Genomic DNA, 14,391 nt, shown 5'->3' on the forward strand with positions numbered 1-14,391 from the left:
AGGTCTTCCGGGAGGGCCTCAGTGGCTCATGAAGGAGGTGACGGGCAGCGCCCGGGAGACGATGCGGACATCGCCGAGACGGCCGTGCAGGATCTGGTCGATCCTGTCGGCGTACGTGTAGCCGCCGAGCAGCCAGGGCAGGCCGACGGAGGTGATGCCGATCGCGGTGGCCTTCGGGTTGCGGACGACCGGGCAGCCCTCGACGTACAGCGTCGTGTGTCTGCCGTCGTTGACGACCGCGAGGTGCCACCAGGTCTCCAGCGGTGTCTCCTGGCCCCAGTTGGTGGCGATGCCCTCCTGGTTGAGCGGGCGCATGGCCCACTGCGGTTCGCGGTCGTTGGAGAGGGACAGGGTGGCGAGCGGCTCGTCGGGGTCGTCGCCCGTCCTGCCCGCCGCGCCGCCGGTACCCGTACGGCTGACGATGCCGGCCCAGGCGTGGTGGTCGGGGTTCCAGTCGGCGGGGAGCCGGTAGAACGCCTCGATGGTGTAACCGCTCCTGAAGGTGGCCGAGTTGAGCGGCGCGCCGTCGACCGTTCTCAGGTATGCGCCCTTCAGCGGCGACTTGTAGCCCTGGAACTCCAGGCTGCCGTGGCCGGGCTGGTCGGGGTGGTGGTCCGCCGACCAGCCGAGCGAACCGCCGCCCACCGGGACCACGGTGAGGTCGTTGCCCCGGCCTGACAGGTCACGGACGGTGCCGTTCGCGGGCGCCTCGAAGCGCCAGTACGCGACCGTGCCCGGGATCAGCATCTTCGAGGCGGGCCGGGCGGGGCGCACCGGAGCCGGGTCGAAGCCGGAGAAGCGGTCCGCGAAGTCGATGTCGACCGAGAAGCGGTCCCCGTCCCCGCTCAGCTCGATCTCCTGCCGCTCCAGCTCGTTGAGCCCCTTCTTGGCCCGGCCCAGGATCCATGGCGAGACCGTCTCGACGTCGATGACGTTCCGGTCCAGGTCGAAGTGGTAGAGGCGGATCATCGCCGCGCCGCCGAAGTAGCGGTTCTGGTAGTTCGTGAGGTGCAGGTGCACCTCGTGACCGGCCGCGTTCTTGCGGGTCGCGCGGCCCGCGGGCCAGTAGTGGCCGTTCAGGGTCAGGAAGATCTGGTCGTGGTCCGCGATCAGCTGGTCCCACAGCTGCTGCCCGTACGTCGACAACTGGTCGTCCCCGGCGACGAGTTCGTGCGTGGTGAGGATGACGGGCGTCTTCGGATGCCGGGCGAGCACGTCCTTCGCCCAGGCGTACCCCTTCGCCGACAGCCGCCAGTCCAGCGCCAGCACCAGCCACTCGCGCCCGGCCGCCTGGAACAGGTGGTAGGTGTTGTAGCCGTCCGAGCCGGCGCCCCCGAACGTCGGCCTGCCCTTGAAGCGCTGCGGCCCGAACGTGTCCAGGTACGGCGTCGAGCCGCGCTGGTCGTCCGTCGACGACTTCACGTCGTGGTTGCCGGCCAGCACGCTGTAGCCGACGCCTTTGCGGTCGAGCAGCTCGAACGCCCCACCGATCGCCGCGAATTCCTCCGGGGCCCCGTTCTGGGTGAGGTCGCCGAGGTGGGAAAGGAAGACGATGTTGTCTTCCTTGCCGTGTTCCAGCAGATAGCGCAGGGACGCCTCGATGGGCGCGGGGTTGAGGCTCGGCCCGTCGAAGAGGTACTGGGTGTCGGGCATCACCGCGAGAGTGAAGCGACGGCTCTGCGTGTCGGGCCGCCGCCCGCTCTTGTCGGCCGCCTCGGCGACGGCGGGCAGGGCGACCCCTGCGGTGGCTGCGGCGCCGAGCAGCGCGGTGGCCCTGAGGAAACTGCGTCGTCCGGCACCGGCCTGCGCGGCCTCGCCCTGTTCGTGGTCATGCGAAGTGCACACGTGTGCTCCGTGAGAGTGTTTTGAGCCCGGGGGATTCAAAGAACGCGCAGGGTCCAGCTCCAGCGGTGGACACCCGGTCGGATGCGGTACGAAGGGGAGGTGTCGGGGCCGCACGACGCCGTGCCCAGCCCCCGGTGCGCCGCGTCGATGTGGACCACGCATCCGGAGCGCGGCACCAGCTCGTCGTGGTGCGCGGCGGCGGTCAGATCCTCGGCGCGGTGGCGGGTGACGGAGACCTGGCGCGGCTCGTCCGGCTCGACGGTGAGGCCGGTGGCGTCGGGCGCCGACAGCGTGAAGTGCCGTACGCCGTGCCGGCCGCCGCTCTCCTGCGGGCGCAGGTAAGGCGTGAACAGCGCGTCCACCGCAAGGGAGTGATGGCCGACCGGTGCTCCGGCGGCGCGGTCCGGATAGGACTCCCAGGGGCCCGGCCCGTACCACTCCAGCAGGTCCAGGCCGCCGACCGTCTCGAACACCGAGCCGACCCGCGCCACGTCGTCGAACGCGGCCGGCAGTTCGGCCGACTCCTCGACGCGGACGCCGCCTTCGACCGGTGTGAACGCCTGCTCGTGGCGGACGACGCCGGGCGTTGCGGCGTACTCGCAGAGCACGGTCACCCTTTCCCCGTCACGCGTGACGGAGACGACCTTGCGGACGAGCGTGTCGAGCCCCCACGTCCGCCATCGCGACGCCATGCCGCCGAGCTCGTCGTTGTCGGTGGGCGCCCGCCACAGGGACAGCGCGGGGGCGGCCGTGAGCAGGGGATGGACGAGCAGGCCGTCGTCGTCGACCCGGACGGCGGGACCGGACGGCGGGGCGGCCGGGGCTCCCGGACCGGCCGCCCGCAACCGCACCTGCGGCACGCAGACCTCCGTGCCGCGGGCCGCCCAGGCTTCGTCGCGCGCCGTCGTGACCCGGAGCGTCAGCCAGGCCTCGCCGCCCTCTTCGGGCAGCGTGAAGGGAGGTGCGAGCACGGCCGAGGCGCCGGGCGCCACGTCGGGCAGCTCGGCCGGGGCGGTCAGGGTGCCGCCGTGGGCGAGGGACAGCTCCCACTGGGCGGCGAGCCAGTCCAGCCCGCGGAAGTGCAGGCGGTTGTGGAGGAGGAGGACCCCGTCCTCGTACGTCAGCCGCACCGGCGCCGCGATCTCCCGGTGCTCGTACAGCACCGGCTTCGGCGTGCGGTCGGGGAAGACCACTCCGTCGGCGATGAAGGCGCCGTCGTGGAGTGTCTCGCCGAAGTCGCCGCCGTAGGCCCAGCGATGGCCGGGGGCCGCGACACCGTTGTCATACAGCCAGGCGCCACCGCGCCCGGCCGGTCTTCCGTCGTTCACACGCTGGAGAATGCCGTGGTCCCAGAACTCCCAGATGAAACCGCCCTGAAGACCCGGGGTCGACTCGATGGCCGCCCAGGTGTCGGCGAGCGTGCCGTTGCTGTTGCCCATGGCGTGCGAGTACTCGCACTGGATGAGGGGCCGCGTCTGCCGGCCCGACAGGGCGTGGGCGACGCAGTCCTCGATCGGCGCGTACATGGGACAGGCGATGTCGGAGGCGTCGTCGCTCGCCGCCCAGTCGAGCTTCGCGGCTCCCTCGTACTGGAGCGGCCGGGTCGGATCGTGCCGCCGCACCCAGCCCGCCGCCGCGTCGTGGTTCGCGCCGTAGTCGGACTCGTTGCCCAGCGACCAGATGATCACCGAGGGGTGGTTCTTGTCCCGCAGCACCATCCGTGCGACCCGGTCCACGAAGGCGTTCAGATAGCGCGGGTCGTCGGCGATCTCGTGGGCGTGGTCGTGGGACTCGATGTCCGCCTCGTCGACGACGTAGAGGCCGAGCTCGTCGGCGAGGTCGTAGAGGCCCGGGTCGTTCGGGTAGTGCGCGGTGCGGATCGCGTTGAAGCCGAACCGCTTCAGCAGCACCAGGTCGGCGCGCATGTCCTCGTGCGACACCGTGCGGCCGGTCAGCGGGTGGAAGTCGTGCCGGTTGACGCCCCGGATGTAGACGCGCTCGCCGTTGACCAGGAGGTCGCGGCCGACGATCTCGATGTCGCGGAAGCCGATGCGGTGCCGCGAGGTGTCGGCGATCGTCCCGTCCGGGCGGTGCAGCCGGACCGTGAGGGTGTACAGCTCGGGCGTCTCGGCGTTCCAGGTGCGCACGTCCGGGACGCGGGCGCGGATGCGGGCCTCGCCGAGGAAGTCGGAGACGCGGTCGTCCTCGGCGTTCGCACGGTCGAACTCCGTGTCCTGGGTGAGGAGCAGGCCCTCCAGCTCGCCGCTGACACACCACCCGGCGGGCAGCGCGCCGCGGCTGTCCCGCACCCGGCAGTCGACGCGCAGCTCACCGTCCCGTCGCGCCCGTACGGTCACGTCGGCCAGATGCAGGGGGTCGGTAGCGTACAGCAGCACCGCCCGCGTCACACCGCCGTGCCACCACTGGTCCTGGTCCTCGATGTGCGAGGCGTCCGACCATTTCACGACGGTCAGCCGTACGGTGCTGCGTGCTCCCGGCGTCACCAGAGTGGTCAGGTCGAACTCGGCCGCCAGATGGGAGTCCTTGGAGATGCCCACCGGCCGCCCGTCCACGTGCACCAGCAGCACGCTCTCGGCGGCACCGACCTGGAGCACGATCCGGCGTCCGGCCCAGTCGGCGGGGACGTCGACCTCACGCTCGTACACCCCCGTCGGGTTCGCCGGAGGGGAGCCGGGCGGGACCTGCGCGAACGGCATCCGCACGTTCGTGTACTGCGGCAGATCGTCCGTGCCCTGCATGGTCCAGACGCCGGGGACGCACGCCGACGACCAGGCACCGCCGACCGGCGCGTCCGGAGCCGACAGCAACTGGAACCGCCAGTCGCCGTCAAGGGGGAGTCCTCCGGAGCGCCGGTCGACGGCGTTCATGGGCAGCCGCCCCCAGGAGGTCACCTCGGGTGCCTCCCAGGGGCGGAGGGCGATCAGCGGATCGTGGGTCATCCGCGTACGGCCCCCTTCGCGAGGTCGCCGATGATCTGCTTCGCGCCGACCGCGAACACGATCAGCAGCGGGATGAGGGCGAGCAGGGCGCCGGTCATCACGATGCCGTAGTCGGTGGTGCCGTGGGTGCCGTTGAGCTGGGACAGCGCGACCTGGAGGGTCACGTTGTCGGGGTTGGTGAGGGAGATCAGGGGCCACGCGAAGTCGTTCCACTGGCCCATGAAGGTGAAGATGCCGAGGAAGGCGAGGCCGGGGCGGACCACCGGCAGCGCCACATGCCAGTACTGGCGCAGGAAGTTCGCGCCGTCGAGCTTGGAGGCGTCGAGCAGCTCGTCGTGGATGGCGGACTTCATGTACTGGCGCATCCAGAAGATGCCGAAGGCGTTGGCCGCGGCCGGAACGATCAGCGCGGTCATCGAGCCGATCCAGCCGATCTTCGCCATGATCACGAACTGCGGGATGACCGAGAGCTGCGCCGGGACCATGAAGATGACCATGAGCAGCCCGAACAGCGGCCCCTTGCCGGGGAACTCGAACTTGGCGAAGACGAAGGCGGCGAGGGAGTCGAAGAGCAGGACCAGGAAGGTCACCGACACCGCGACCAGCAGCGAGTTCCACATCGACCCGAAGAAGTCGATGGCGTCGAAGAGACCCCGGACGTTCTCCAGGAAGTGCGTGCCCGGCAGCAGTTTGGGCGGGTAGGAGAAGATCTCCGACGAGCTGTGCGTCGACATGATCACGGCCCAGTAGAACGGGAAGGCCGAGAGCAGGGTGCCGACGATCAGCGGGAGGTGCAGCGCGATCCCTCTGCGGCGGGACCCCCTGATGGAGGTGCGGGACTCCTTGATGGATGCCATGATGCGCGCCCTTCCTAGTCGCCGCGGCGCTGCACGAGGCGCCAGTTGATGATCGAGAAGAGGACGACGACGAGGAAGATGCCCCAGGCCACCGCGGCGCCGTACCCGAAGTCGTTGTTGTCGAAGGTCTGCTGGAAGAAATAGAGGACCATCGTCTGGCCGGAGTGGCCCGGACCGCCCGCGAACGTCGAGTCGTTGGACGAGGTCTGGAGCAGCACCTGCGGCTCGGAGAAGCTCTGCAGGCCCGTGACCGTCGAGACGACGAGCACGAACAGCAGCGTGGGCCTCAGAAGCGGGAGCGTGATCCGGAAGAAGGTCTGGATCGGTCCGGCGCCGTCCATGCGCGCCGCCTCGTACAGATCGCTCGGGACGGTCTGGAGTCCGGCGAGGAAGATGATGGCGTTGTAACCGGTCCACTGCCAGGTCATCAGGGCCGCGATGGTGACCTTGATGCCCCAGGGTGTGTTCAGCCACGCCACCTGGTCGATCCCCACCGCGTGCAGGACGGCGTTCACCATGCCGGCGTTGGTGGAGAAGATCGAGCCGAAGACGATCGCGATGGCGACGACCGAGGTGACGTTCGGCAGGAAGTACGCGAAGCGGTACACGTTCTTGAACCGGACCGCGGAGTTGAGCATCACGGCCGTGACCATCGCCAGGAAGATCATGGGGAAGGTGGCCAGCGCCCAGATGATGATCGTGTTGCCGATGGAGTTCCAGAAGTCGCTGTCGCTCAGCAGGTACTGGTACTGCGAGAGCCCGGCCCACTCCATGGTGCCGAGGCCGTCCCAGCGGTGGAAGGACAGGTAGAGCGAGAAGCCGACCGGGAACAGGCCGAAGCCGAGGAAGATCAGATAGAACGGGGAAATCGCCGCGTAGAGGTGCCAGTACTTGCGCAGGCCCTTCTTCGGCCGGACCGCGATGGGTTCTCTCACGGCGGGCGGGGTCTGTTCGAGGACGGCCATCAGTAGCTCACCCCCAGGTGCTTCGCGATGCGACGGCACTTGCTCATGGCGTCACTCCAGGCCTTCTTCGGGTCCTTGCCGAGGACGCCGACGTTCTTGATCTCGTCCTTGATGGGCTGCCCGAGCGCGACGTCGAACGGGCTGTTGTAGGCGACCACGATCTTCTGCGCGGCGGGCCCGAAGATGTCGGTCGTCACCTGCCCGCCGAAGAAGTCGTCGGACTCCTGCATCTGCTTCAGGTCGTAGGAGGCGGGCGTGGAAGGGAAGAGACCCGCGTCGACGTAACCCTGGGCCTGGTTGCCCGCGTTGAGCATCCAGGCGATGATCTCGAAGGCCCGCTCGGGCTCCCGGCACGCCTTGGTGATCGACAGGAACGAGCCGCCGCTGTTGGCGGGCCGCACCGGCATCTGCGCCACCCGCCACTTGCCCTTGGTCTTCGGCACGCCGTTCTTGATGTCGAAGGAGGCCCAGGAGGCGTTCAGCTGGCTCGGCAGCTTGCCGTCCTGGATGGCCGACTGCTGGTCCGGGGTGCCGCTGACCAGGTCCGAGACGATGCCTCGCCGCTTGGCCTCCACGGCGAGCGCCCAGGCCCGGCGCACATGCTCCTGGTCGCCGATGAAGTGGCGGTCCTTGTCGACGTACCTCTGTGCGCCCTGCTGCACGACGTTCTCGAAGACGGAGTTGACGTCGGTGAGCAGCTTGGCATCCGGGACCCGCTTGCCGAGCTGCACGCCCGCGTCGAAGAACCTCTCCCAGGTGTTGAGTTCGTTCGTCACGTCGTCGGGTTCGTACGGCAGTCCCGCCTTGCGGAAGATCTCGTACTGGTAGTAGTGCGCGACCGGCCCGCAGTCGATCGGGAAGCCGACCATCGTGCCGTCGTCGGCGATGCCCTGGTCCCACTTCCAGGACAGGTACTGGCTCTTGTACTTCTCCGCGCCCAGTGTCCGCAGATCGATGAACTGGTCCGCGTTCGGCAGGTAGGCGGCCATGTCCTCGCCCTTGAGCCCCGCGATGTCGGGGATGTGGGCCCGGCCGGTGATGGTGGTGATGAGCTTGGAGCGGTACTGGCCGCCGATCTGGATGGCGTCCAGGCTCACCGAACTGTCGTAGCGGGCCTTGGCGTTCTTCACGACGGTGTCGCTGAGACCGCCGCTCCAGTACCACAGGACCATGTTCCGGCCGGTCGAGCCGGTCGGAACGGCACAGCCGGACGCCAGGCCGCCGAGCGCCGTGGCGGCCGTGCCGGCCAGGCCCGCGCGCAGCAGGCCTCTTCGTGAGAGCCGCACAGCTCCCACCGCCTTTCGGATCTTTGTGTCTGAGGGGTGCGGATCATTGGGGGGTGACGGGGGCGCCGCGGGTGGGCGGGCCCGGATCCGCCGGGATGCGGTCGGCCAGGAAGCCGTACGTGCGCCGCAGCTCGGGGTCGTCGAGGGTGCGCCACCAGCGGTCGACGCCGTACCAGCCGGGTGCGGCGAGCGCCCCGCTGTGCCGCTGCACGGAGAGCCCCGCGGCGAGGACCGCGAAGCGCAGCCGCTCCTGAAGCGGCCAGCCGCCGAGCGAGGCCGCGACGAAGCTCGCGCCGAAGACGTCGCCGGCGCCCGTCGCGTCCAGGACGTCGACGTCGAGGGCGGGAACGTCCGCGTACTCGCCCGTCGTCTGGTCCACCGCCACGGCTCCGTCGCCGCCGCGGGTGACCACGGCTACCGGCACCAGTTCGGTGAGTGTGCCGAGTGCGGCGAGCGCGCTGTCGGTGCGGGTGTAGGCCATCGCCTCGGCCTCGTTGGGGAGGAAGGCGTGGCACAGGGAGAGCTGGTCGAGGAGATCGCGGGACCACTGCTGGGTGGGGTCCCAGCCGACGTCCGCGTAGATCTGTGTGCCGTTCGCGGCGGCCTTGCCGAGCCAGCCGCGCGGCTCGGCCTCCAGGTGCACGAGGGCGGTGCGGGCCTCGGGCGGGTCGCCCATCAGCGCGTCCTGCGAGTACGGAGGCTCCTGGCCGTGGGTGACGAGGGCCCGGTCGTGGCCGTAGGCGAGCGAGACGGTGACGGGGGTGTGCCAGCCGTCCGCGGTGCGGGAGAGGGAGAGGTCGACGCCCTCCTGGTCGGCGAGGACCCCGCGGCAGTACGCGCCGTAGTAGTCGTCGCCGAAGACCGTCGCCAGAGAGGTCTTCAGGCCGAAGCGGGCCGCGGCCACCGCCAGGTTGGCGATGCCGCCGGGGCTGCTGCCCATGCCGTCGGTCCAGATCTCCTCGCCGGGCGTCGGCGGCTTTCCCAGCCCCGTGAGGACGAGGTCGTAGAAGAGCAGCCCGGTCAGCAGTACGTCGGGCCGGTCGTCGTCCACGGATATGTCCTCTCGCTTCCGGTCGTTGTGGAGAGCTCGTCAAAACTCTTCATTTCGGTGACCGGAATCGTGCGCCGCTCCGCGAGATTGGTCAATACCTGAGCAGAACTGAGCATGGAAATGATTGAAGATGACGAGTAGTGTTCACGCCGTGCTGGCAGAACGACGACATCAACTCATCCTGCGGGCCCTGCGCTCGGGCGGTCCGGCGGCCGTGACCGATCTCTCCGAGCGACTGGGTGTGAGCCCCGCCACGGTCAGACGGGACCTGGTCAAACTTGAGGAGGACGGGCTTCTCACGCGTGTGCACGGCGGTGCCGTCGCCGAGGAGGGCGACCAGCCCTTCGCCGAGGTCGCCGAGGTCCGGGTGTCCGAGAAGGACGTGATAGCCGCGCACGCCGCGGCGATGGTCGCGGACGGCCAGTCGGTGCTGCTCGACATCGGCACCACCGCCTACCGGCTCGCCCGGCAGCTGCACGGCCGCCGCATCACCGTGATCACCAGCAACCTCGTGGTCTACGAGGAACTCGCCGACGACGAGGACATCGACCTGGTGCTGCTCGGCGGCATGGTCCGCCGCGAGTACCGCTCCCTGGTCGGCTTCCTCACCGAGGACAACCTCCGCCAGCTGCACGCCGACTGGCTCTTCCTGGGTACCAGTGGAGTACGGCCCGGCGGTCAGGTGATGGACACCACGGTCGTCGAGGTGCCGGTCAAGCGAGCCATGATCAAGGCGAGCGACCGGGTGGTCCTGCTCGCCGACGCCGCCAAGTTCCCGGGCACCGGGATGGCGAAGGTCTGCGGGCCCGAGGACCTGGACGTGGTGGTGACGAACGCGCCGGTGGACGCGGCGACACGCGCCTCCCTGGAGGAGGCGGGCGTCGACGTGGTCGTGGCAGGAGAGGCAGGGGCAGCGTGAAGCTGACGATTCTGGGCGGCGGCGGATTCCGCGTACCGCTCGTGTACGGGGCACTCCTCGGGGACCGCGCCGAGGGCCGCGTCACCCGGGTGGTGCTGCACGACCTGGACGCGGCGAGGCTGTCCGCGGTCACCCGGGTGCTCGCCGAACAGGCTTCCCAGGTCCCCGACGCGCCACAGGTGACGGCCACCACCGACCTCGACGAGGCACTGCGCGGCGCCGACTTCGTGTTCTCCGCGATCCGCGTCGGTGGCCTGGAGGGCCGCGCGAACGACGAACGGGTCGCCCTCGCGCAGGGCGTCCTCGGCCAGGAGACGGTCGGCGCGGGCGGCATCGCCTACGGCCTGCGCACCGTGCCCGTGGCCGTCGACATCGCGCGGCGCGTGGCCAAGCTCGCCCCCGACGCCTGGGTCATCAACTTCACCAACCCGGCAGGACTGGTCACCGAGGCCATGTCCCGCCATCTCGGCAACCGGGTCATCGGCATCTGCGACTCGCCGGTCGGCCTCGGCCGCCGTATCGCCCGGGTGCTGGGCGCGAACCCGCGCGAGGCGTTCATCGACTACGTCGGCCTCAACCACCTCGGCTGGGTGCGCGGCCTGCGCGTCGCCGGCCGGGACGAGCTCCCGCGCCTGCTCGCCGACACCGAACTGCTCGGCTCCTTCGAGGAGGGCAAGCTCTTCGGCCCGGAATGGCTCCAGTCCCTCGGCGCCGTCCCGAACGAGTACCTGCACTACTACTACTACAACCGCGAGGCGGTCCTCTCCTACAGCCAGGCCGAGAAGACCCGCGGCGCCTTCCTCCGCGACCAGCAGGCCCGGTTCTACGAGGAGATGAAGCGCACCGACGCCTCGGCCCTGTCCGTCTGGGACCGCACCCGGGCCGAGCGCGAGGCCACGTACATGTCCGAGAACCGAGAGACCGCGGGCGCCGGCGAACGGGACGCCGACGACCTCTCCGGCGGCTACGAGAAGGTGGCGCTCGCCCTGATGCGGGCCATCGCCCGCGACGAGCGCACCACACTGATCCTCAACGTGCGCAATCACGGCACCCTCTCGGCCCTCGACGCCGACGCCGTCATCGAGGTGCCATGCCTGGTCGACGCCAACGGAGCGCACCCGGTCGCCGTCGCCCCGCTGCCCGACCACGCGACCGGCCTGGTCTGCGCGGTGAAGGCGGTCGAGCGCGAGGTGCTCTCCGCGGCGGAGTCCGGCTCCCGTGCGACCGCGGTGAAGGCCTTCGCGCTGCATCCGCTCGTCGACTCCGTGAACGTGGCCCGTCGGCTGGTCGAGGGCTACACCGAGGTCCATCCCGGCCTCGCGTATCTTGGGTAACCCCTCGCCGGAAAGCGCTTTCCCTCTCTTTCTTCTGGAGAACCGCCATGCACGACGAACGCCGCCGGATCGAGGAGCGCGCAGAGCGCATCCACAACCAGCGCATCAAGCCCGCGATCCACGCGGCCTGCGTCCCCTTCGAGGTCGAGGCGTGGCAGGCGCCGGGGGAGCCGGTCTCCTTCGAGGAGGCCTCCGCCGCCGGCTACGAGCCCTTCGCCATGGACACCCCGTGGGGTCCGCCCTGGGGCACGACCTGGTTCCGGATGCGCGGCGAGGTGCCCGCCGAGTGGGCCGGCAAGCGCGTCGAGGCCGTCATCGACCTCGGCTTCACCGGTGACTGGCCCGGCAACCAGGCCGAGGCCCTCGTCCACCGCACGGACGGGACACCGCTGAAGGCGGTCAACCCGCTCAACCAGTACGTGCCGATCGGCAATCCGGTGACGGGCGGCGAGACGATCGACTACCTGGTCGAGGCGGCCTCCAACCCCGACATCCTGGCCAATGACTTCGCCCGCCCGACGCCGCTCGGCGACGTCCTCACCGCCGGCGACAAGCCCCTCTACACCTTCCGGCGCGCCGACATCGCCGTCCTCGACGAGGAGGTCTTCCACCTCGACCTCGACGTCCAGGTGCTGCGCGAACTGATGCTGGAGCTCGGCGAGCACGAGCCGCGCCGCCACGAGATCATGCACACCCTGGACCGCGCCCTGGACGTGCTGGACCTGGACGACATCTCCGGCTCCGCGGCGGACGTCCGCGCCGTGCTCAGGCCCGCCCTGGCCAGGCCCGCGCACGCCAGCGCCCACACCGTCTCCGGTGTCGGCCACGCGCACATCGACTCCGCCTGGCTGTGGCCGATCCGCGAGACCAAGCGCAAGACGTCCCGCACCTTCTCCAACGTCACCGCGCTCGCCGACGAGTACGACGACTTCATCTTCGCCTGCTCGCAGGCCCAGCAGTACGAGTGGGTGCGCGACAACTACCCGCAGGTGTGGGCCCGGATCCAGGAGTCCGTGAAGAAGGGCCAGTGGGCGCCGGTCGGCGGCATGTGGGTGGAGGCCGACGGCAACCTGCCCGGCGGCGAGGCGATCGCCCGCCAGCTGGTGCACGGCAAGCGGTTCTTCATGGACCACTTCGGCGTCGAGACCAAGGGCGTCTGGCTGCCCGACTCCTTCGGCTACAACGCGGCCTACCCGCAGCTCGCCAAGCTCGCAGGCAACGAGTGGTTCCTGACCCAGAAGCTGTCCTGGAACCAGACCAACAAGCTGCCCCACCACACCTTCTGGTGGGAGGGCATCGACGGCACCCGCATCTTCACGCACTTCCCGCCCATCGACACCTACAACGCCCGCTTCAGCGGCGAGGAGATGTCCCGCACCGTCCGCAACTACGCCGACAAGGGCCGCGGTACGCGCTCACTGGCGCCGTTCGGCTGGGGCGACGGCGGTGGCGGTCCCACCCGCGAGATCATGGAACGCGCGCGCAGGCTCGCCGACCTGGAGGGCTCGCCCAAGGTCGTGATCGAGCACCCCGACGCGTTCTTCGCCGCCGCCCGCGAGGAATACCCCGACGCCCCGGTCTGGGTCGGCGAGCTCTACCTGGAGCTGCACCGGGCCACCTACACCTCCCAGGCCCGCACCAAGCAGGGCAACCGGCGCAGCGAACACAAGCTGCGCGAGGCCGAGTTGTGGGCGACCACGGCCGCACTGCACGCGCCGGGCTACGCCTACCCGTACGAGAAGCTCGACCGGCTCTGGAAGACGGTCCTGCTCCACCAGTTCCACGACATCCTGCCGGGGTCCTCGATCGCCTGGGTGCACCGCGAGGCGGAGGCCGAATACGCGCGGGTGGCCGAGGAGCTGGAGGTGTTGACGGCCGAGGCGGTCGCCGCGCTCGGCGGTGGCGGGGCGCGGGTCTTCAACACGAGTCCGTTCGACCGGGCCGAGGTGGTCCGCACGGCGGCCGGCGACCCGGCGTACGTGGAGGTACCGGCGAACGGCAGCGCGGCCCTGGAAGGCGCCGAGCCCGCCCGGCCGGTGACGGTCACCGGCCGCGTCCTCGACAACGGGCTGGTCCGCGTCGAGGTGGCCGAGGACGGCACACTGTCCTCCGTGCGCGACCTCGTCGCCGGCCGCGAGGTCGTCGCCGGCCAGGGCAACCTGCTCCGCCTGCACACGGACCTGCCCAACTACTGGGACGCCTGGGACATCGACAAGCACTACAAGAACCGCTACACGGACCTGCTCGACCCGGAGTCGGTCACGGTGGCCGAGGACGGTCCGCTGCTCGGCGCACTGAAGGTGGAGCGGTCCTTCGGCAAGGGCTCGCACATCACGCAGACGATCACCGTCCGCGCCGGCAGCCCCCGCATCGACATCGAGACCGACATCGACTGGCACGAGGCCGAGAAGATCCTCAAGGCGTACTTCCCGGTGGACATCCGGGCGCCCCACTCCTCCGCCGAGATCCAGTTCGGCCATGTCCAGCGCCCCACCCACACCAACACCAGCTGGGAAGCGGCCCGCTTCGAGGTCTACGGCCACCGCTGGGTGCACCTCGGCGAACCGGGCTACGGCGTCGCGGTCATCAACGACTCGACGTACGGCCACGACGTCACCCGCACGGTCCGCGAGGACGGCGGTACGACGACCACGGTCGGCCTCAGCCTGGTCCGCGCCCCGCGCGTGCCGGACCCCGAGGCCGACCAGGGCAGGCACCGCTTCACCTACGCCCTGCTGCCCGGCGCGAGCGTCGAGGACGCGGTCGCCGAGGGCTACGCGCTCAACCTGCCCCTGCGGGTCGCGGACGCGGCAGGCGCCCCGCGCCCGGTCGTCTCCGTGGACGGCGACGGCGTCACCGTGGAGGCGGTCAAGCTCGCCGACGACGGCTCCGGTGACGTGGTGGTGCGGCTGTACGAGTGCCGCGGCGGGCGCGCCCAGGGCGTGCTGCGCACCGGCTTCCCGCTGGCGGACGCACAGATCACCGACCTGCTGGAGCGCCCCCTGACGCCGGTGGACGCCGACGGGGACGCGGTGGCCGTGTCGCTGCGGCCCTTCGAGGTGCAGACGCTGCGGCTGGCCGTGGCAAGTAGGTAGGCAGACAGACAGGTGGCGGGGGGGGGGGGGGGGGGGGGGGGGGGGGGGGGGGGGGGGGGGGGGGGGGGGGGGGGGGGGG

At 70.3% G+C, this 14,391-nt stretch carries 9 protein-coding genes; 3 read left to right on the forward strand and 6 right to left on the reverse strand.

The features are described from left to right. Window positions 1-18: 18 nt before the first annotated feature. The 6 genes from ACN6LB_RS40785 to ACN6LB_RS40810 are packed head-to-tail and all read right to left on the reverse strand — an operon-like array spanning window position 19 to window position 8,964. Window positions 19-1,845: a LamG-like jellyroll fold domain-containing protein gene (locus tag ACN6LB_RS40785; protein ID WP_445030289.1), complete on the reverse strand. Its 1,827-nt coding sequence runs from the start codon at window positions 1,843-1,845 to the stop codon at window positions 19-21. A gap of 35 nt (window positions 1,846-1,880) precedes the next feature. Beyond that, complete coding sequence (locus ACN6LB_RS40790) at window positions 1,881-4,805, reverse strand: glycoside hydrolase family 2 TIM barrel-domain containing protein (protein ID WP_445030290.1); 2,925 nt, start codon at window positions 4,803-4,805, stop codon at window positions 1,881-1,883. Then, window positions 4,802-5,662: a carbohydrate ABC transporter permease gene (locus ACN6LB_RS40795; protein WP_445030291.1), complete on the reverse strand. Its 861-nt coding sequence runs from the start codon at window positions 5,660-5,662 to the stop codon at window positions 4,802-4,804. The genes ACN6LB_RS40790 and ACN6LB_RS40795 overlap by 4 nt, the downstream gene beginning before the upstream one ends. A gap of 14 nt (window positions 5,663-5,676) precedes the next feature. After that, window positions 5,677-6,627 (reverse strand): carbohydrate ABC transporter permease, encoded by a 951-nt coding sequence (locus tag ACN6LB_RS40800; protein ID WP_445030292.1) that lies wholly within the window; start codon window positions 6,625-6,627, stop codon window positions 5,677-5,679. Beyond that, window positions 6,627-7,913, reverse strand: a complete 1,287-nt coding sequence (locus tag ACN6LB_RS40805; RefSeq protein ID WP_445030293.1) for an extracellular solute-binding protein — start codon at window positions 7,911-7,913, stop codon at window positions 6,627-6,629. Before ACN6LB_RS40805 ends, ACN6LB_RS40800 begins: the two co-directional genes overlap by 1 nt. A gap of 43 nt (window positions 7,914-7,956) precedes the next feature. After that, a complete protein-coding gene (locus ACN6LB_RS40810) occupies window positions 7,957-8,964 on the reverse strand; it encodes a carbohydrate kinase family protein (RefSeq protein WP_445030294.1) in 1,008 nt (335 codons plus the stop codon). Window positions 8,965-9,115: 151 nt separating this feature from the next. On the opposite strand from ACN6LB_RS40810, the gene ACN6LB_RS40815 reads away from it, so the two are divergent. Genes ACN6LB_RS40815 through ACN6LB_RS40825 form a run of 3 tightly spaced genes read left to right on the forward strand, consistent with a single transcriptional unit; the run spans window position 9,116 to window position 14,312 of the window. After that, a complete protein-coding gene (locus ACN6LB_RS40815) occupies window positions 9,116-9,883 on the forward strand; it encodes a DeoR/GlpR family DNA-binding transcription regulator (RefSeq protein WP_356140443.1) in 768 nt (255 codons plus the stop codon). Then, window positions 9,880-11,217 carry a 6-phospho-beta-glucosidase gene (locus ACN6LB_RS40820; protein WP_445030295.1) on the forward strand — a complete coding sequence of 446 codons (1,338 nt, stop codon included), beginning with the start codon at window positions 9,880-9,882 and terminating at the stop codon, window positions 11,215-11,217. The genes ACN6LB_RS40815 and ACN6LB_RS40820 overlap by 4 nt, the downstream gene beginning before the upstream one ends. Window positions 11,218-11,264: 47 nt before the next feature. After that, window positions 11,265-14,312, forward strand: a complete 3,048-nt coding sequence (locus tag ACN6LB_RS40825) for an alpha-mannosidase (protein WP_445030296.1) — start codon at window positions 11,265-11,267, stop codon at window positions 14,310-14,312. The last annotated feature ends 79 nt before the right edge of the window (window positions 14,313-14,391 follow it).

The organism is Streptomyces sp. SAS_270 (genome assembly GCF_052543295.1).